This is a genomic window from Pseudomonas sp. 29, assembly GCF_002754355.1.
In the GTDB taxonomy this organism is placed as follows: Bacteria; Pseudomonadota; Gammaproteobacteria; order Pseudomonadales; family Pseudomonadaceae; genus Aquipseudomonas; species Aquipseudomonas neuropathica.
Map to the genome: position 1 here is coordinate 4,942,267 of NZ_PEEY01000001.1, position 18,448 is coordinate 4,960,714.

13 protein-coding genes are annotated in these 18,448 nt (G+C 60.6%); 5 read left to right on the forward strand and 8 right to left on the reverse strand.

Translation table 11 applies throughout. The features are described from left to right. Positions 1 to 37: 37 nt before the first annotated feature. From CLU80_RS22965 to CLU80_RS22985, 4 genes are all read right to left on the reverse strand, one after another. Positions 38 to 1,708: a bifunctional protein-serine/threonine kinase/phosphatase gene (locus CLU80_RS22965; RefSeq protein ID WP_099758464.1), complete on the reverse strand. Its 1,671-nt coding sequence runs from the start codon at positions 1,706 to 1,708 to the stop codon at positions 38 to 40. A 7-nt stretch (positions 1,709 to 1,715) separates the two neighbouring features. Further along, positions 1,716 to 2,927: a nitrate/nitrite transporter gene (locus CLU80_RS22970; RefSeq protein ID WP_099758465.1), complete on the reverse strand. Its 1,212-nt coding sequence runs from the start codon at positions 2,925 to 2,927 to the stop codon at positions 1,716 to 1,718. Between the two features lie 434 nt (positions 2,928 to 3,361). Then, positions 3,362 to 3,937, reverse strand: coding sequence for an ANTAR domain-containing response regulator (locus CLU80_RS22980; protein WP_007916390.1), 576 nt, complete (start codon positions 3,935 to 3,937; stop codon positions 3,362 to 3,364). 15 nt (positions 3,938 to 3,952) lie between these two features. Continuing rightward, complete coding sequence (locus CLU80_RS22985) at positions 3,953 to 5,164, reverse strand: CmpA/NrtA family ABC transporter substrate-binding protein (protein ID WP_099758466.1); 1,212 nt, start codon at positions 5,162 to 5,164, stop codon at positions 3,953 to 3,955. 223 nt (positions 5,165 to 5,387) lie between these two features. Here CLU80_RS22985 and CLU80_RS22990 point away from each other — a divergent pair, with 223 nt between their 5' ends. After that, a complete protein-coding gene (locus CLU80_RS22990; RefSeq protein ID WP_034152862.1) occupies positions 5,388 to 6,407 on the forward strand; it encodes a quinone-dependent dihydroorotate dehydrogenase in 1,020 nt (339 codons plus the stop codon). Between the two features lie 252 nt (positions 6,408 to 6,659). Here the strand turns inward: CLU80_RS22990 and rmf are convergent, their stop codons facing one another. Beyond that, on the reverse strand, positions 6,660 to 6,875 hold the full coding sequence (gene rmf, locus CLU80_RS22995; RefSeq protein ID WP_003223300.1) for a ribosome modulation factor: 216 nt from the start codon (positions 6,873 to 6,875) through the stop codon (positions 6,660 to 6,662). A gap of 532 nt (positions 6,876 to 7,407) precedes the next feature. On the opposite strand from rmf, the gene rlmKL reads away from it, so the two are divergent. Both rlmKL and CLU80_RS23005 read left to right on the forward strand, forming a co-directional pair. After that, entirely contained in the window at positions 7,408 to 9,678 is a 2,271-nt protein-coding gene (rlmKL, locus tag CLU80_RS23000; RefSeq protein WP_007916371.1) for a bifunctional 23S rRNA (guanine(2069)-N(7))-methyltransferase RlmK/23S rRNA (guanine(2445)-N(2))-methyltransferase RlmL, read from the forward strand. Between the two features lie 147 nt (positions 9,679 to 9,825). Further along, positions 9,826 to 12,207: a sensor domain-containing diguanylate cyclase gene (locus CLU80_RS23005; RefSeq protein WP_099758467.1), complete on the forward strand. Its 2,382-nt coding sequence runs from the start codon at positions 9,826 to 9,828 to the stop codon at positions 12,205 to 12,207. A gap of 120 nt (positions 12,208 to 12,327) precedes the next feature. Here the strand turns inward: CLU80_RS23005 and dacB are convergent, their stop codons facing one another. Further along, the gene (gene dacB / locus CLU80_RS23010) at positions 12,328 to 13,788 is read right to left on the reverse strand and encodes a D-alanyl-D-alanine carboxypeptidase/D-alanyl-D-alanine endopeptidase (protein WP_093431801.1); all 1,461 of its coding nucleotides are present in this window, start codon (positions 13,786 to 13,788) and stop codon (positions 12,328 to 12,330) included. 233 nt (positions 13,789 to 14,021) lie between these two features. Here dacB and CLU80_RS23015 point away from each other — a divergent pair, with 233 nt between their 5' ends. Then, a complete protein-coding gene (locus CLU80_RS23015; protein WP_007916365.1) occupies positions 14,022 to 14,366 on the forward strand; it encodes a YggL family protein in 345 nt (114 codons plus the stop codon). Between the two features lie 276 nt (positions 14,367 to 14,642). Here the strand turns inward: CLU80_RS23015 and CLU80_RS23020 are convergent, their stop codons facing one another. Continuing rightward, positions 14,643 to 15,833 (reverse strand): benzoate/H(+) symporter BenE family transporter, encoded by a 1,191-nt coding sequence (locus tag CLU80_RS23020; protein ID WP_093431804.1) that lies wholly within the window; start codon positions 15,831 to 15,833, stop codon positions 14,643 to 14,645. A gap of 354 nt (positions 15,834 to 16,187) precedes the next feature. On the opposite strand from CLU80_RS23020, the gene CLU80_RS23030 reads away from it, so the two are divergent. After that, positions 16,188 to 16,952, forward strand: a complete 765-nt coding sequence (locus CLU80_RS23030) for a GntR family transcriptional regulator (protein ID WP_007918375.1) — start codon at positions 16,188 to 16,190, stop codon at positions 16,950 to 16,952. 183 nt (positions 16,953 to 17,135) lie between these two features. On the opposite strand, the gene guaD is transcribed toward CLU80_RS23030, so the two are convergent. Further along, on the reverse strand, positions 17,136 to 18,440 hold the full coding sequence (gene guaD / locus CLU80_RS23035; protein WP_034152857.1) for a guanine deaminase: 1,305 nt from the start codon (positions 18,438 to 18,440) through the stop codon (positions 17,136 to 17,138). Between the last annotated feature and the right edge of the window lie 8 nt (positions 18,441 to 18,448).

Genomic DNA, 18,448 nt, shown 5'->3' on the forward strand with positions numbered 1-18,448 from the left:
GTGGGAGCGAGCTTGCTCGCGAATGGCGCGACGCGGTTCAACTGTGAAACAACAAAACCAGCAGCGCCACATTTCCGAGCAACGCCAGCAACGCGATCGTCCGCCAGACCTTCAATGGCTCACGCTCCAATAATGGTCTGGGCCGCACACTCAAACTCTGCCTCTCGCCCTGTTCTAACACCAATAACCACTCTTCAGCCGTTTCAAACCGTTGCTGCGGATCAGCCGCCACGCCACGCTCCAGACTCTGCGCCAGCCATTCCGGCAGATCCGGCCGATAGCGACTGGCGCTCACCGGCAGACCAAAGCGCGGTCGTTGAAACGCTTCAATTTCGCCATAGGGAAAATGCCCTGTCAGCAGGAAATACAGGGTCACACCGACCGCATACAAATCCTGCGACACACTTGGCGGATCACCGCGAAATACTTCCGGAGCGATGTAACTGGGTGTCCCGGGCAGCGTCGATGGCGCGTCTTCGGACAATCCCGGGCAGTACGCCAGGCCAAAATCCAGCAGACGCAATTCGCCGTCGTCGCCCACGTGCAGATTTTCCGGTTTGATGTCCCGGTGCAGAATCTGTCGCCGATGCAGCAGCCCGACCGCACGCAACAGGCGCTCGGCGATGTCCTGCCACTGTGCCAACGGCAGCGGGCCTGACTGTTGAAACAGCTGTGCCAGCGTCGCCCCGGAATATTCCCGCATCACGTAGTACAAATGCTGACGCTGCTGGCAGGCATGGACTTCAGGAAAGTGGCGACCGGCTACGCGTTTCAGAAACCATTCCTCGGACAACAGTGCTTGCCCGGCGCAGGAATCATCGGCGGAACGCGTTGGTAGGGTTTTCAGAAGCCACGTCTGACCTTGTCCATCAATCACCCGATACAGCAGCGATTGCTGGCTCTGAGCGACAACGTCCAGCACTTGCCAGCCTTCGAACGACTGACCGGGTTTCAGCGGTGGCGGCAGGGGCCATTGCTGCAGATGAATCAGCGCATCGCCGATACTGGCCTCACCCAAAGCATCCACCCGCACCAGCAAAGCACTGGCATTGTCCTGGCTCCCCGCCAGATGCGCGGCGTTGACCAGCGTCTGCGCGGCACTGTGCAGATCCTGTTGATCACGCAGAATCGCCGCAATGGCGGTATCGCCGAGTGTCGACCAGACTCCGTCACTGAGCAAAACAAAGCACTCGCCGTCGCGCAGTTCGCCATCAAGGAAGTCCAGCACCAGATGCTGATCCAGCCCTAGCGCACGCTTGAGCACATGCTGCATGCCCGGCTGATCCCAGACGTGGTCTTCGCTGATTCGCTGCAAGCTGTCGGCGTGCCAGCGATACACCCGGCAATCGCCGACATGGGCGAGGGTGAAACGCCGACCACGCATGACCAAGGCGCTGACCGTGGTGAGCAACGGTTGCCCACCACCGTTGGCCTGCAACCAGCGGTTTTGCGCGAGCAGCAGGCGATCCAGTGCCTGGGCCACGCTCCAGGTTTCCGGTGTGGCGTAGTAGTCCAGCGCCAAGGCTTGCAAGGTCGAACGCGCAGCCAGTCCGCCATCGGCACACTGGCTGACGCCGTCGGCGATGGCGAACAGATAACCCTTGCTCGCCGCCAGCGCCGGCGCGGGCGTGACCAGACGCAAAGCGTCCTGATTCTCCGCGCGCGGACCGGTGGCGCTGGCTTCGGCGAAACTCAGTTGCAGGGCCATCGAAGGTTCAGACCCGCGCCGCCGTCACTGCCGCCGACCCCCAGGTGGTTCTCCAGCGACGCTTGACGCCGTGCAGGCCAAACCACGCCAGCACGCCAAGGCTGGCGAACAACCACAGGGCCAGTTGATAGCTGCCGGTGCTCTGCTTGATCGCGCCCATGCCAGCGGCCAAGGCAAAACCGCCGATGCCGCCGGCCATGCCGATCAGCCCGGTCATCACGCCGATCTCCAGACGAAAACGCTGCGGTACCAGTTGGAAAACTGCGCCGTTGCCTGCCCCTAAACCGAGCATGGTGCAGACGAAAAGCGCCAGAGCAGCGTAGGAACTTGGCAGGTTGAAACCGACGGCCGCGATGCACACGGCGGCGACGGTGTACATCGCCAGCAACGTGCGAATACCACCGAAGCGATCAGCCAGTGCGCCACCCAGCGGCCGCATCAAGCTGCCGCCGAACACGCAGGCTGCGGTGTAGTAGCCAGCGGTCACCGGGCTCAAACCGTACTGATCGTTGAAGTAGCCGGGCAGGGCGCTGGCCAGGCCGATAAAGCCGCCGAAGGTCACGCTGTAGAAAAACATGAACCACCAGCTGTCACGGTCGCCCAGCGCCTTGAAGTAGTCGGCCATGGCTTTGGCTTTCGGCCGTTGTGGCGCGTTTTTCGCCAGCCAGGCGAACAGCACCAGCGTCAGGATCAATGGAATCAGGGCGAAACCGAAAACATTGCTCCAGCCGAACGCGGCGGCGAGCACCGGCGCGAGCAGAGCGGCAAACACGGTGCCGGAGTTGCCCGCACCGGCGATGCCCATGGCTTTGCCTTGATGCTGCGGCGGGTACCACTGCGACGCCAACGGCAGGGCGACGGCGAACGAGGCGCCGGCCATGCCGAGGAACAGACCCAATATCAGCGCCTGCTCATAACTATGGATGCCGAGTTTCCAGGCGCCGAACAGCGCGCAGATGACGATGACCTGGCCAATCAGGCCGGCGGTTTTCGGCGACAGCCGATCGGCGAGCATGCCCATCACAAAACGCAGCACTGCACCGGCGAGGATCGGCGTGGCGACGACGAGACCGCGTTGTTGCGTGGTTAGCTGCAGGTCGGCGGCAATCTGCACCGCCAGCGGACCGAGCAGGTACCAGACCATGAAGCTCAGGTCGAAATACAGGAAGGCCGCGAACAGGGTCGGGGTGTGGCCGGATTTCCAGAAGCTTGAATTCATCGCGCACCTCAGCTGAAAAGAGTCTCGAAAGGAGTCATGCAACAGCAGGTGGGGCGCCGCCACGGCCGCACCACCGGCCCCGGTCTGTGGGGCCAAAACGCAAAAACGCCGCTCCCTGATGCGCCGGTTGGGCGAACGGGTGAGCGACGTCTTTGTCGTAGGTGGGGCAACCGCCGTTGGTTACCTGTGCGTTTTACTTAGCGAGATTTGTGCCAATAACCTGAAAATCAAAAGCCCCTCACCCTAACCCTCTCCCAGAGGGAGAGGGGACTGATTAGGGGATGCTCGCGAACTACGCCGACCTGTGATTTCTGCTGTGAATCCATAATCGACTCGGTCTTTCAGGTCGATGTTTGACGTCAGAACACCTCGATCGGTCCCCTCTCCCTCCGGGAGAGGGCTAGGGTGAGGGGCTTTTCAAGCGTTCAGCGCTTTCAGCCCAACAACTCACTCATGGCAATAATCTGCTCCGCCACCTGAATCAGCTTCTGCTGCCGACTCATCGCCTGGCGCCGCATCAGGGTGTACGCCTCTTCCTCATTGCAGTCCTTCATCTTCATCAACAAACCCTTGGCCAGCTCAATACGCTTGCGCTCGGCCAGTTGCTGGTCTCGCGCCTGCAGCTGCGCACGCAAAGCCTGATCACTCTCGAATCGTGCCATCGCCACATCGAGAATCGGCTGCAAGCGCTGGGCGTGAATGCCTTCGACGATGTACGCACTGACCCCGGACTTGATCGCCTGACGCATCACACCGGGGTCATGCTCGTCGGTAAACATCACGATCGGCCGTGGCTGGTCGCGGCTGACCAGTACCACTTGCTCCATGACATCGCGGCTCGGTGACTCGGTATCGATCAGGATCACGTCCGGGCGCACCGTTTCGACGCGCGCGGGCAGGTCGATGGTCAGGCCGGACTCGTCGATCACCTCGAAACCGGCCTCGGTCAACGCAGCTTTCAGACGCCCGACTTTTTTCGCTGTGTCGTTGATCAACAGAATGCGCAACATGTTCGCGGTCTCCTGTCAGCGGCGGGCGAGAAGGGGGGCGTCGTCGTTCAACGCGTGCAACTTGAAACTGCGCGCGTAAGCGGCCGGGTCGCTGCCGTCCCAGACCTTGCCGTCGAGCAATTGGCTGCTGCGCATGTCGGTGCCCCATGCGGCGATGCCGACAGCGGTGGCGGCGTCGCGGTAGACGTCCAGCCGCTGAACCTGGCTGGCGACGCCGAGGTAGTCCGGATCTTCGCGCAGCAAACCCCAGCGGCGGAACTGGGTCATGAACCACATGCCATCGGACAAGTACGGCAAATTCACTTCACCGTTGCCGTGAAAGCGCAGCGCATGAGGATCCTGCCAACGATTGCCCAGCCCATCGGCATAGTCACCGAGAAAACGCGGTTCGATGCACGCAAGCGGCGCGTCCAGATACTCCGGCGCGCTGAGCAATTGCGCGGTGCTGCGACGATTTTCCGGGCTCTCTTCGATAAAGCGGCTGGCTTCAAGGATCGCCATCACCAGCGCTCGTGCGGTGTTCGGGTATTGCTCGACAAATTCGCGAGTGCAGCCAAGGACTTTTTCCGGGTGATCGGGCCAGATCGTCTGGCTGGTCGCGAGCGTGAAACCAAGATCCTGCTGCACCGCGCTGGCCGCCCAAGGCTCGCCGACACAAAAACCGTCGATGCGTCCGGCTTGCAGGTGCGCGACCATTTGCGGCGGCGGCACCACCACGCTGTCGACATCCTGAAGTGGATGAATGCCCTGACTCGCCAGCCAGTAATACAGCCACATGGCATGAGTGCCGGTGGGGAAGGTCTGCGCGAAGGTGAGTTTTGCGCGGCTTTGGTGCACGTGCCGGTCCAGCGCTTCAGGACTGCTCACGCCGAGGTTTCGCAGGCCGTGAGAGAGGTTGAGGCTCTGACCGTTCTGATTCAGGCCCATCAGTACGGCCATATCCGTCGGGGCGACCCCGCCGATACCCAGGTGCACGGCGTAGATCAGTCCGTACAAACTGTGCGCGGCGTCGAGTTCGCCGCTGACCAGATTGTCGCGCAGATTCGCCCATGAGCTCTGGCGCTTGAGGTTCAGCGTCAATCCATAAGGCTGGGCGAAGCCCTGTGTGGCTGCGACCACCACCGACGCGCAATCGCTCAGGGCCATGAAGCCGAGGTTGATCGCGCTTTTTTCCGGGGCATCGCTGCCATTGACCCAGGCCAGTGGCCCTACCGAAGGTTCATTCATCCAACGTACCTCGAAAAAAAAGCGCCGCCCCGGACTTTGCGCAGGCAAACCCCGAAGACGACGCCATTGTCCGTGCCCGCCTGCCGTCATTGACCGGCGCGCTGATAGCCAGGAGGGTGCAAGGCATATGCCAGAGACAGCGATTTGCGCGTGCGCCTCGCGCCGCAGGTCGATGCCCGGCTATAATCGCCGCCTCTTTTCGCCGCCCGAGTCATCGCCGCCCATGTACACCCTGGCCCGTCAGCTGTTGTTCAAACTTTCCCCGGAAACCTCCCACGATCTGTCGCTGGATCTGATCGGCGCGGGTGGGCGTTTGGGCCTCAACGGCTTGCTGTGCAAGGCGCCGGCAAAGAAGCCGGTGACGGTCATGGGCCTCGAGTTCCCGAACCCGGTGGGGCTGGCGGCCGGTCTGGACAAGAACGGCGCGGCCATCGATGGCTTCGCGCAACTGGGTTTCGGTTTTGTTGAAATCGGCACCGTGACCCCACGCCCGCAGCCGGGCAACCCGAAACCACGGATCTTCCGCCTGCCGGAAGCCGAGGCGATCATCAACCGCATGGGTTTCAACAACCTCGGTGTCGATAACCTGCTGGCGCGTGTGGCAGCGGCGAAATACAAAGGCGTGCTGGGCATCAACATCGGCAAGAACTTCGATACGCCGGTTGAGCGCGCGGTCGACGATTACCTGATCTGCCTGGACAAGGTTTACGCCCACGCCAGCTATGTGACAGTCAACGTCAGCTCGCCGAACACTCCGGGCCTGCGCAGCCTGCAATTTGGTGATTCGCTCAAGCAGTTGCTCGCCGATCTGGCTACCCGCCGCGCCGAACTGGCCTTGCGTCACGGCAAGCATGTGCCGCTGGCGATCAAGATCGCGCCGGACATGACCGATGAAGAAACCGCACAGGTTGCTCAGGCGCTGATCGAAACCGGCATGGACGCGGTGATCGCGACCAACACCACCCTGAGCCGTGTTGGCGTCGAAGGTATGGAGCATGGCGACGAGGCGGGCGGTTTGTCCGGCGCACCAGTGCGGGAGAAGAGCACCAATACCGTGAAGGTGCTGGCGGGTGAGTTGGCGGGGCGTTTGCCGATCATTGCGGCTGGCGGGATTACCGAAGGCAAGCATGCTGCCGAGAAGATTCTGGCCGGTGCGAGCCTGGTGCAGATCTACTCTGGCTTTATCTATAAAGGCCCGGCGCTGATTCGTGAATCGGTAGACGCGATCGCCGCCCTGCGCTGATCCATAGACACTACTGTTCCCTTGTAGGAGTGAGCCTGCTCGCGATAGCTTTCTTTCGGTCACTTCATCAGCGACTGACAGACCGCTATCGCGAGCAGGCTCACTCCTACAGGTTATGCGCTCGGCACAAAAATCCATGCAATAAAAAGGGCTCCTCGAAGGAGCCCCTGGGCCGCAGCCCGCCGTCCGGGAAGGACGTGCATGGTAAGTCGCTACAAATTCAGATTGTCGTGTCGGAATTAATGCCCTGTGTCAGCCGACGGCGTGAAGTTCGTTGAGTCTGTGGATTCCCGCAGTGCCGGTCATACCGTCCCAGTTGTCGCCGCGTCCTTCTCGCCAGCCGTTAATCCAGGCTTGGCGTACCGACGGTAGAGTAAATGGGCAAAGCTCACGGGATTTGCCACCAACGCCATATTGATATCCGCGCAAAAATGCTCTTTCCAACGGATCACGCTTAAGTCTTCTCATAGGGTGTTTCCCTCACTTGTTGACTGTTTTGTGTCGCGTTGACCTCAACTGAGGTCTGGCAGAAGAAACCTGCCATGGTGCGGCTCGCTGCCGGCGTGGCGAGCCAAGGTGTTGACGCCGTTGCGACGTCAACCTGTGTTCAGTTCTAACCAATGAGTCACACCGAGGGAATGATCGTTTTGTCATAAGGACGTAACGAAATTGGTGCTACAGCCATAAGTAACGACGGGTTTCATGCACGGTTTTTCAGCAAACCCCGGTATGATCGGCCCCGCGCTGCATGATGGGGTTAATTCTTTAGTGAGAATGACCCACGTTTGCGCTGGGGTATAAAGCGACGAAGGGTCGCTTTAAGACTTTTTGTTTCATCAACTTTTTTATCTGTCCCGGCATCTAAGCTCTTTTAACCCGAGCAGCGGGGATGGAACGGCACACCTTCGTGCCACGCGGGCGTTCTTTTAGAAAAGCGCCTGATTGAAAACCGGATCGGCAATGCGTTGCCGATTCACTAGCCAAAGGCTCTGGAAATACCATGTCCGACCGTTTCGAACTCTTCCTCACTTGCCCTAAAGGTCTTGAAGGCCTGCTCATCGAGGAAGCCGTCGGGCTTGGCCTTGAAGAAGCGCGCGAGCACACTTCCGCCGTGCGTGGCATGGCGACCATGGAAACCGCTTATCGCCTGTGCCTCTGGTCGCGTCTGGCCAACCGCGTGTTGCTGGTACTCAAGCGTTTCCCGATGAAAGACGCTGAAGACCTGTACCACGGCGTGCTCGACATTGACTGGCAGGATCACATGCTCAGCGACGGCACCCTGGCCGTTGAATTCAGCGGCCACGGCTCAGGCATCGACAACACCCACTTCGGTGCCCTGAAAGTCAAAGACGCCATCGTCGACAAACTGCGTACGCCGCAGGGCGACCGTCCGTCGATCGACAAGCTCAACCCGGACCTGCGCATTCACCTGCGTCTGGATCGCGGCGAAGCGATTCTCTCCCTTGACCTGTCCGGCCACAGCCTGCACCAGCGCGGTTACCGTCTGCAGCAGGGCGCTGCACCGCTGAAGGAAAACCTCGCGGCGGCGATCCTGATCCGTTCCGGCTGGCCGCGCATTGCCGCTGAAGGCGGCGCGCTGGCTGACCCGATGTGCGGTGTCGGTACGTTCCTCGTCGAAGCCGGCATGATCGCCGCTGATATGGCGCCGAACCTGCGCCGTGAGCAGTGGGGCTTCACCGCATGGCTGGGTCACGTGCCGGCGCTGTGGAAAAAGCTCCACGAAGAAGCCGTCGAGCGTGCCGCTGCCGGTCTGGCCAAGCCACCGCTGTGGATTCGTGGTTATGAAGCTGACCCACGTCTGATTCAGCCAGGCCGCAACAACGTTGAGCGTGCTGGCCTGAGCGAGTGGATCAAGATCTACCAGGGCGAAGTCGCGACCTTCGAGCCGCGTCCGGATCAGAACCAGAAAGGTCTGGTCATCTGCAACCCGCCGTACGGCGAGCGTCTCGGTGACGAAGCCAGCCTGCTGTATCTCTACCAGAACCTCGGCGAGCGCCTGCGTCAGGCTTGCCTGAACTGGGAAGCGGCGGTGTTCACCGGCGCCCCGGATCTGGGCAAGCGCATGGGCATTCGTAGCCACAAACAGTATTCGTTCTGGAACGGCGCGCTGCCGTGCAAACTGCTGTTGATCAAAGTGCTGCCGGATCAGTTCGTCACCGGCGAGCGGCGTACCCCGGAACAGCGTCAGGCCGAGCGTGAGCAAGCGGCTTACGACCAGACCCCGGACGAGCCGCAAGAACGCAAGTTCAACAAGAACGGCAACCCGATCAAGCCGACGCCAGCCCCGGCGCCGGTGATCGAGCAACCGCGCTTGAGCGAAGGCGGACAGATGTTTGCCAACCGCCTGCAAAAGAACCTCAAGGCCATGGGCAAGTGGGTCAAGCGCGAAGGCATCGATTGCTACCGCGTCTACGATGCCGACATGCCTGAATATGCGATGGCCATCGACCTGTACCACGATTGGGTGCACGTCCAGGAATACGCCGCGCCAAAATCGATCGACCCGGAAAAAGCCTCGGCGCGCATGTTCGACGCGCTGGCGGCCATTCCGCAGGCGCTGAACGTTGACAAGAGCCGCGTGGTGGTCAAACGCCGCGAGCGCCAGAGCGGCACCAAGCAGTACGAGCGTCAGGCTGCACAGGGCAAGTTCAATGAAGTCAGCGAGGGCGGCGTGAAGTTGCTGGTCAACCTCACCGACTACCTCGATACCGGCCTGTTCCTCGATCACCGTCCGATGCGCATGCGTATTCAGAAAGAGGCCGCCGGCAAGCGCTTCCTCAATCTGTTCTGCTACACCGCGACCGCCAGTGTGCACGCGGCCAAGGGCGGTGCGCGCAGCACCACCAGTGTCGACCTGTCGAAAACCTACCTCGACTGGGCACGCCGCAACCTGTCGTTGAACGGCTTCTCGGACAAGAACCGTCTGGAGCAGGGCGATGTGATGGCGTGGCTGGAAAGCAGCCGTGACGAGTACGACCTGATCTTCATCGATCCGCCGACCTTCTCCAACTCCAAGCGCATGGAAGGCATCTTCGACGTGCAACGTGACCAGGTGCAGTTGATCGACTTGGCCATGGCGCGTCTGGCGCCGGGCGGTGTGCTGTATTTCTCCAACAACTTCCGCAAGTTCCAGTTGGAAGAAAACCTCGCCGAGCGTTACGCGGTCGAGGAAATCAGCGCGCAGACCATCGACCCGGATTTTGCCCGTAACACCAAGATTCACCGCGCCTGGAAAATCACGGCTCGTTGACGCTTGGCGCAATTGGATCCACAGAGCCTTGATTTTTAAAGGCTCCGTGGATCTGCCCGCGCTAGCTAAATTAGTGGCTAATAGCTATAACTCACACACGGTCAATGGGGTTTTCCCGTAAATGCTGGCGTAGTGTGAGTTGTCTTTATGTCGTTGCACCCCGTGCGCCCAAAGATTCTGGGTTTCATCAGCGAAGACGTCTCGGCCTGGCTGGTCGCGCTGCTGGTATTGCTCGCCGGCGGGGTTCTCACGGGGCTGCTCGCCTGGGCCACCCTCAATCAATTCCAGCAACAGACCCGTCAGCGTTTTCAACTGCTGGCCAACGAACGTTACACCCGCATCGAAGAACGCTTTCAGGATCAGGAGCAACGCCTCGACGGCCTGCGCCGCTTCTTCGCCAACTCTGAATCGGTGTCCCGCGCCGAATTCGACGGTTACACCCACCCCTTATTGATGCGTACCCAGGCCTATTCGTTTGCCCTCAAGGTCAATGGGGCCGAGCGCGCTGCGTTTGAGCAGCGCGTGCGTGACGAAGGCCTGACCCACTTCACGATTCGTGAGCTGAATGCGCAGGGCGAACTGCAACTGGCGGGCGAACGCGAGGAATACGTGCCGGTGCTCTACAGCCAGACGCAGAGTCGACTCGGCTCACCGCTGGGCTATGACCTGCTGGCGCAACCCTTGCGCCGGGACACCCTGCAACGTGCCGACAAACGCGGCGGGCTGGCGGTGTCGCAACCGATGCACCTGGTCAGCATCGAGCCGTCCTATGCGCGCGGTGTGCTGCTGGTGGCGCCAGTGAGCCACAGTGGCGAGCGCCAATCCTTTGGCTATGTCATGGCGGTAATCAGCATGCGCCAGTTGCTGGCCGACGGTCTGCCGGATGCCTTCCATGATTATCTGTCGGTGCGCATTCTCGACATGTCGACCAATGATCAGCACGAAGTGTTGTTCGAGTCGACCAATGAGCCGGCGCCGAGCGACCTGTCGGCCACGCGATTACTGCGCATGGCCGATCACGACTATCAGGTCGATATCCTGCCGAGCGACGCCTTCGCGCAGGCCAACCATTCGTCGGTCGGCAGTGTGATCATCCTGGGGGGCTTGCTCAGTCTGCTGCTCAGCGCCTTGCTCTACGTGTTGGTCAGTCAACGTCAGCGCGCCTTGCGCATGGTCGAACTGCGCACGCAGGAGCTGCACGCCAGCGAACAGGAATTGCGCGGCACCCACGGTCAGTTGCGCGGCGTGCTGAATGCAGCGACGCAGGTGGCGATCATCGCCACCGACTTGCGCGGCGTGATCAACACCTTCAACCCCGGCGCCGAACAAATGCTCGGTTACAGCAGTGCCGAAGTCGTCGGGCACATGACCCTGGAAAACCTGCACCTGCCCCGTGAGCTGATGGCCCGCGCTGCCGAGTTGAGTGCGCGCTACGGGAAAAGCATCCCGACCTGCCACGCGATGCTGGTCGAGGGCGGTGAGGTCGGCGGCCACGAAGCCCGGGAGTGGACGCTGGTGCGCAGCGATGGCAGTCATTTGCCGGTGAACATGCTCGCCACGCCGGTGCTCGATGAACAAGGGTTGTGGGTCGGGCATCTGGCGATCTGCATCGACATCACCGAGCGCAAGCGCGTGCACGAGGTGCTGGCGGCGCGGGATGTGTTGCTGAAGAAACTCAGCGCGCACGTGCCCGGCGGTATTTATCAATTCAGGATGGAATTCGATGGGCGCTTCAGCGTGATCTACGCCAGCGACGGCATCCGCGAGATCTACGAGCTGGAGCCGGACGTGCTGTTGTTCAACGCCGAAGCGATCTTCACGCGCATTCATCCACAGGACGTTACTCGTGTGCGCTCTTCCATTCGCGCCTCGGCCGACAGCCTCAGCCCGTGGCGCGAGGAATATCGCGTGCAACTGCCCGAGCGCGGCCTGCGCTGGGTGCGCGGTGAGGCGACGCCGGAAGAACTGCCGGGCGGCGGCGTACTCTGGCACGGCTATATCTCGGATATTTCCGACCTGAAACGCGTGGAAGAAGAATTGCGCGCATTGTCGGTGACCGACTCGTTGACCGGCATCCATAACCGCCGCTACTTCCAGGAACGCCTGACCACGGAAATGGCCCGGGTCGAGCGCGGCGGCGGCGAGTTGTCGGTGATCATGCTCGACATCGACCATTTCAAACGTATCAACGATCAGTACGGCCACGCTGTGGGCGACCGGGTGCTGCAAGCGGTGTGCGAGCGCATCGGCCATCGTCTGCGGCGTACCGATGTGTTTTGTCGGTTGGGCGGCGAAGAGTTCATGGTGCTGTGCCCGGACATCGACGGCGAGCATGCGCACACGCTGGCGATCGAGTTATGGCAGGGTTTGCGCAGTGCGCCGGTGGATGTGGTTGGCGTGGTGACCGCGAGTTTTGGTATCGCCAGTTGGCGACCGGGGGAGGGCGCGGATGCGCTGTTGCTGCGGGCGGATTCTGGGGTGTATATGGCGAAGCAGCGCGGGCGTGATCGCGTCGAACAGATGAGCTAAGCCGCGACGCTGTTCCCTTGTAGGAGTGAGCCTGCTCGCGATTGCGGTATGTCAGTCACACATGATGTATCTGGACTGACGCTATCGCGAGCAGGCTCACTCCTACAGGAGCCGCGGTGATCAGAGAACCGAAGCGGTCTGCGGCAGTTTCGGCTGCTTGTACAGATCCAGCAGCACCTGATCGAGCACCGACGATGCCCCAAACGGTGCCTTGTCATTGAGGATCGCCACCACTGCCCAGGTGTTGCCATTCACATCACGGCTGAAACCGGCGATCGCGCGCACGGTGTTCAGGGTGCCGGTCTTGACGTGAGCCTCACCGCGCATCGCCGTGGTTTTCAGGCGTTTACGCATGGTGCCGTCGGTACCGGCAATCGGTAGCGAGCTGATGTACTCGGCAGCATACGGGCTGTGCCACGCCGCTTGCAGCATGCTCGCCATCTCACGGGCGCTGACACGTTCGGCGCGAGACAAACCGGAGCCGTTCTCCATCACCAGATGTGGTGCAGTGATGCCTTTCTTCGCCATCCACTGACGCACTACGCGTTGCGCTGCCTTGGCGTCATCACCGTCGGCGTCGTTGCGGAAGCGTTGGCCAAGGCTGAGGAACAGCTGCTGGGCCATGGTGTTGTTACTGTATTTGTTGATGTCGCGGATGATTTCCGCCAGGTCCGGGGAGTAGGCACGAGCCAGCAGTTTCGCGTTGCTCGGGGTCGAGGCCAGACGATCCTTGCCCTGAATGCTGCCACCCAGTTCTTTCCAGATCGCGCGCACGGCGCCGGCGGTGTAGGTCGCGTGGTCGAGCAGCGACAGATAAGTCTGCGAACTGCAACCTTCGCCCAACTGGCCGGCCACGGTCACGGTCACGCTGCCATCGGCCTGCGGCACCGGGTTGTAGCGCACGCCGCCGGTGCATTGTTTGGAAGGCAGCGCTTTGACAGTGTTTTCGATACGCACGCTGGCAATCGGCGGCTCAACCGAGATCAGCACCCGGCCGTTATCGTTACGGGCAACAAAGCGCAGGGCCTTGAGGTTGACCAGCAAGGAGTCGGGTTTGACCAGGAACGGCTTGTTCTCGTCATTACCGTCATCGTTGAATTCCGGCAGCACTGGCTGCACGAAGAAGTTACGGTCGAGGATCAGATCACCGGTGATTTGCGTCACACCGTTGGCGCGCAGGTCGCGCATCAGCAGCCAGAGCTTTTCCATGTTCAGCTTTGGATCGCCGCCGCCCTTGAGGTAGAGGTTGCCGTTGAGGATACCGCCGTTCAGGTCGCCATCGGTGTAGAACTCGGTCTTCCACTGATGGTTGGGGCCGAGCATTTCCAGCGCCGCGTAAGTGGTCACCAGTTTCATGGTCGAGGCCGGGTTGACCGACACGTCGGCGTTGAACACGGTCGGCGTGCCCGGGCCGTCCAGCGGCACCATCACCAGCGACAGGGCGCTGGGCTGCAATTTGCTGGCTTTGAGGGCTTTTTCGACATTCGGGGTGAGGGAAGTATTGATGGTGGCAGCGGAAACAGGCAGGGCCAGGGGCAAAAGAAGGCCGGCTAGAAACAGAGGACGCAACGATTTGATCATATGAAATAAAACCCTACAGTCGAGGGGAAAATAACGAGGACATGGATGAAAAAGCCCTCAGCGGTCATGAAAGTGTCGGCATTATGCCCCAAGGTGTTACAGCTTGTGCCTTGTCGGGGCCGGCCAATACGTTATTTTTTTACAGGCGGTCGGCTTCAGGGGCCAGAGAGTCGGGCAATCGGCGGCTTAAACTGGTAAAGTGCCGGCCGTTAATACTTAAGAGGATTGTTCCAATGGCGACTAACCGTTCCCAGCGTCTGCGCAAAAAACTGTGCGTTGATGAATTTCAAGAGCTGGGTTTCGAACTGAACCTGGACTTCAAAGAAGACTTGTCCGAAGAAGCCATTGACGCTTTCCTCGAAGCCTTCATCAAAGAAGCCATGGAAGCCAATGGTCTGGGTTATGTGGGCGGCGATGACTTCGGTCTGGTTTGCCTGCAGAAGCGTGGCTCGGTCAACGAAGAGCAGCGCGCTGCCGTTGAAGCCTGGCTGAAAACCCGCTCCGAGCTGACCAAGTATGAAGTCAGCCCGTTGCTGGACGTTTGGTATCCGGAAAAGCCGATCAACGCGGCTAAGTGATACTGAAAAAAACGGCGACCTGAGGGTCGCCGTTTTTTTTCGTCTGGTGGTTGGGGTTCGGTTTTGGTTTGGCGGTGAATCTACCCCTCATCGGAACGCCGCCCGCCCAGCCCTCTCCCCCTGGAGAGGGGGCCGATTTATGGGCTTTTCAAAGCCTGAGTTCAACTCGGGATCACATGTCGCTAAAACTCCCGCATACAACGCGGTCAGTCCCCTCTCCCTCCGGGAGAGGGATAGGCGGGCGGCGTTCCGATGAGGGGCTTTTGATCTTTTGCCTTAAACTTTGCGCCAATTGAGGATCAGCAAGGTCAAAACCCCCGCCACAATCCCCCAAAACGCCGACCCAATGGAAAACAGCGTCAACCCCGACGCCGTGACCATAAAGGTAATCAGCGCCGCCTCCCGTTCCTTCACCTCGGTCATGGCAATGCTCAAGCCATTGATGATCGAACCGAACAGCGCCAGCGCGGCAATCGACAGCACCAGTTCCTTCGGCAGCGCGGCAAACAGCGCCGCCAACGTGGCGCCGAACACCCCGGCAATCCCGTAGAAAATCCCGCACCAGACCGCAGCGGTGTAGCGCTTGTTGCGATCTTCATGGGCGTGCGGTCCGGTGCAGATTGCCGCGCTGATCGCTGCAAGGTTGATGCCGTGGGAGCCGAATGGCGCCAGCAGCAGCGAGGCAATACCGGTGGTGGTGATCAGCGGTGAGGCCGGCACGTTGTAACCGTCGGCGCGCAGCACGGCGATGCCGGGCATGTTCTGCGAGGTCATGGCCACCACGAACAGCGGAATGCCGATGCTGATGGTCGCCGCCAGCGAGAAGTGCGGGGTGGTCCACACCGGTGTCGCCACTTCCAGATGAAAACCGCTGAAGTCGAGCAGACCCATAAAGCCTGACAGCGCGGTGCCGATCAGCAGCGCGGCGAGCACGGCATAACGCGGCGACAGGCGTTTGATCAGCAGATAAGTGAAGAACATCCCCAGCACCAGCCCGGTGCGGTGCTGCGCGGCGACGAAGATTTCACTGCCGATCTTGAACAGAATCCCTGCCAACAATGCCGCCGCCAGCGACGCCGGGATCTTTTTCACCAAGCGTTCGAAGCTGCCGGTCAGGCCGCAGATCGTCACCAGCACGGCGCAGGTGATGTAGGCGCCAATGGCCTCGCCATAGCTCACGCCGCCGAGGCTGGTGATCAGCAACGCTGCACCGGGGGTCGACCAGGCGATGGTGATGGGCGTGCGATAACGCAGCGACAAACCAATCGAACAGACCGCCATACCGATCGAGATCGCCCAGATCCACGAAGAAATCTGCCCGCTGCTCAGCCCGGCCGCTTGCCCGGCCTGGAACATCAGCACCAGCGAGCTGGTGTAGCCAGTCATCATCGCGATGAATCCCGCGACGATCGCCGATGGTGATGTGTCGGCCAGTGGGCGCAGTTGAGTGTGCGTGGCGTCGTTCATGACGGCGGTGTTCCTTATACCAATGAAGATGTCCGCCATGACGCAAACCCTTGTAGGAGCTGCCGAAGGCTGCGATCTGTTGATCTTGCTTCTTAAAATCAAAGTCAAAAGATCGCAGCCTTCGGCAGCTCCTACAGGGGAGGCGGTGTTCTGGCGGCGGATTCTGCGAACAAGCCTAAACTCAAACGTAACGGATCGTTGCAATACAGCGGAAGTCACAAACAGCCGTACAGTCGTGTTGCCACCTTCCATTGTGTACAATCGCGCTGTTTTTTACGCGATACTTGCCAGCGACCTACTGTGCCGTATTACAGTCACGGTCTATTCGCCGCAGTTCTCCCGACTCGAGTGCCCATGAACGAACAGTTGCAACCCCTCAAGAAACAACCGCGAGCAGGCAAAGCCGGCCGCAGCGGAACCCAGGACGATATTGTCTACGCGCATATCTTCGAGGCCATCCTCGAACAGCGTCTGGCGCCCGGCACCAAGTTGAGCGAAGAAGCGCTGGGGGAAATCTTTGGGGTCAGCCGCACCATCATTCGCCGCGCGCTGTCGCGTCTGGCCCATGAAGGCGTGGTGCTGTTGCGACCGAACCGCGGCGCGGTGGTTGCCAGCCCGAGCGTTGAAGAAGCCCGTCAGGTGTTTCTTGCCCGTCGCCTGGTCGAACGCGCGATCACTGAGTTGGCGGTGCAACACGCCACCGCCGAGCAGATCGCCGAGCTGCGGCAGATGGTCAACGACGAGCGCGACAGCTTCTCCCGTGGCGATCGCGGCGCCGGTATTCGTCTGTCGGGCGAATTCCACCTGAAACTGGCGGAAGCGGCGATGAACGCCCCGTTGATCAGCTTCCAGCGCAGCCTTGTTTCGCAGACGTCGCTGATCATTGCCCAGTACGAAAGCGGCAACCGCTCGCATTGCTCGTACGACGAACACACCCAGTTGATCGACGCGATCGAGAAGCGCGACGGTGAGTTGGCGGTGAATCTGATGATGCATCACATGGATCACATCGACAGCAAGCTCAACCTCGACGAGGAAGGCGCGTCGGATGATCTGCATGCGGTGTTCTCGCATTTGTTGCAGACCAAGAAGCCGGGGCGCCCTGCGGCCAAGCTCTGACTTAGACCGAGTCGCCCCAATCGCTGGCAAGCCAGCTCCCACAGGGAATTGTGGGGTTCACCAAATCTGCGATACATCGAGAAACCTGTGGGAGCTGGCTTGCCAGCGATAGCAATCTGAAAGGCAACAAAAAATCCCCCGGGGTGCACACCACCGGGGGATTTTTTATGCCTTGGAAAAAACTCAGCGCTGATGCACCAGCGCACCCGCCGCATACGTCTGCTGCACCGTGCGGTCATCGCCCAGCGTCATCAACACAAACAACGTCTCGGCAATGTTGTTGGCCTGCTTCAAACGGTAGCTCAGCAGCGGCGTCGCGTTGTAATCGAGCACCAGGAAGTCGGCGTCGGAACCCGGTTGCAGGGTGCCGATCTTGTCTTCCAGACGCAGCGCCCGCGCGCCACCCAGGGTCGCCAGGTACAGTGACTTGAACGGACTCAGTCGCGCACCTTGCAGTTGCATCACTTTGTACGCTTCGTTCAGCGTCTGCAGTAGCGAGAAACTGGTGCCGCCGCCAACGTCAGTGCCCAGACCGACATTGAGCTTGTGCTTCTCGGCCATCGGCAGGTTGAACAGGCCGCTACCCAAGAAGAAGTTCGAGGTCGGGCAGAACGAGATCGCCGAACCGGTTTCCGCCAGTCGCGCGCATTCGTCGTCGCACAGGTGCACGCCGTGGGCGAACACCGAGCGCTCGCCGAGCAGTTTGTAGTGGTCATAAACGTCGAGGTAGCCCTTGCGCTCCGGGAACAGCTCCTTGACCCACTCGATTTCCTTGAGGTTTTCGCTGATGTGGGTCTGCATGTACAGATCCGGGTATTCGGTCAGCAGTTGCCCGGCGAGGGTCAGTTGTTCCGGGGTGCTGGTCGGCGCGAAGCGCGGGGTGACCGCGTAGTGCAGGCGGCCCTTGCCGTGCCAGCGTTCGATCAGCGCCTTGCTTTCGACGTAGCTCGATTCGGCGGTGTCGGTCAGGTAGTCCGGGGCGTTGCGGTCCATCATCACCTTGCCGGCGATCATGCGCAGGTCGAGCTTCTCGGCCGCTTCAAATAACGAGTTCACCGATTGCGGGTGCACGCTGCCAAACACCAGTGCGGTGGTGGTGCCGTTGCGCAGCAGCTCCTTGACGAAAATGTCAGCGACTTCGTCGGCGTGGGCCTTGTCGCCGAACTGGCTTTCGCACGGGAAGGTGTAGGTGTTCAGCCAGTCGAGTAGTTGCTCGCCGTAGGCACCGACCATGCCTGTTTGCGGAAAGTGAATGTGGGTATCGATGAAGCCCGGGGTGATCAACGCGTCTTGGTAATGCTCGATTTCGATGTCCGCCGGCAGGGTCGGCAGCAAATCACTGGCATGGCCAAGGGCGCTGATCTTGCCGCCATCGACCACCAGCAGGCCGTCCTCGAAATATTCGTAGGAGGCTTCGATCCCGACTTCGGCGGGGTCGGCGATGCTGTGCAGGATGGCGGCGCGGTAGGCTTTGCGAGTCAGAGGCATGAGGGTTC

Coding starts and splice junctions, on each gene's coding strand:
- rmf (WP_003223300.1), bottom strand. CDS start 6,875: ATGAGAAGACTTAAGCGTGATCCGTTGGAAAGAGCATTTTTGCGCGGA.
- CLU80_RS23005 (WP_099758467.1), top strand. CDS start 9,826: ATGTCGTTGCACCCCGTGCGCCCAAAGATTCTGGGTTTCATCAGCGAA.
- CLU80_RS22965 (WP_099758464.1), bottom strand. CDS start 1,708: ATGGCCCTGCAACTGAGTTTCGCCGAAGCCAGCGCCACCGGTCCGCGC.
- CLU80_RS23020 (WP_093431804.1), bottom strand. CDS start 15,833: ATGAACGACGCCACGCACACTCAACTGCGCCCACTGGCCGACACATCA.
- CLU80_RS22980 (WP_007916390.1), bottom strand. CDS start 3,937: ATGTTGCGCATTCTGTTGATCAACGACACAGCGAAAAAAGTCGGGCGT.
- dacB (WP_093431801.1), bottom strand. CDS start 13,788: ATGATCAAATCGTTGCGTCCTCTGTTTCTAGCCGGCCTTCTTTTGCCC.
- CLU80_RS23015 (WP_007916365.1), top strand. CDS start 14,022: ATGGCGACTAACCGTTCCCAGCGTCTGCGCAAAAAACTGTGCGTTGAT.
- rlmKL (WP_007916371.1), top strand. CDS start 7,408: ATGTCCGACCGTTTCGAACTCTTCCTCACTTGCCCTAAAGGTCTTGAA.
- CLU80_RS22985 (WP_099758466.1), bottom strand. CDS start 5,164: ATGAATGAACCTTCGGTAGGGCCACTGGCCTGGGTCAATGGCAGCGAT.
- CLU80_RS22970 (WP_099758465.1), bottom strand. CDS start 2,927: ATGAATTCAAGCTTCTGGAAATCCGGCCACACCCCGACCCTGTTCGCG.
- guaD (WP_034152857.1), bottom strand. CDS start 18,440: ATGCCTCTGACTCGCAAAGCCTACCGCGCCGCCATCCTGCACAGCATC.
- CLU80_RS23030 (WP_007918375.1), top strand. CDS start 16,188: ATGAACGAACAGTTGCAACCCCTCAAGAAACAACCGCGAGCAGGCAAA.
- CLU80_RS22990 (WP_034152862.1), top strand. CDS start 5,388: ATGTACACCCTGGCCCGTCAGCTGTTGTTCAAACTTTCCCCGGAAACC.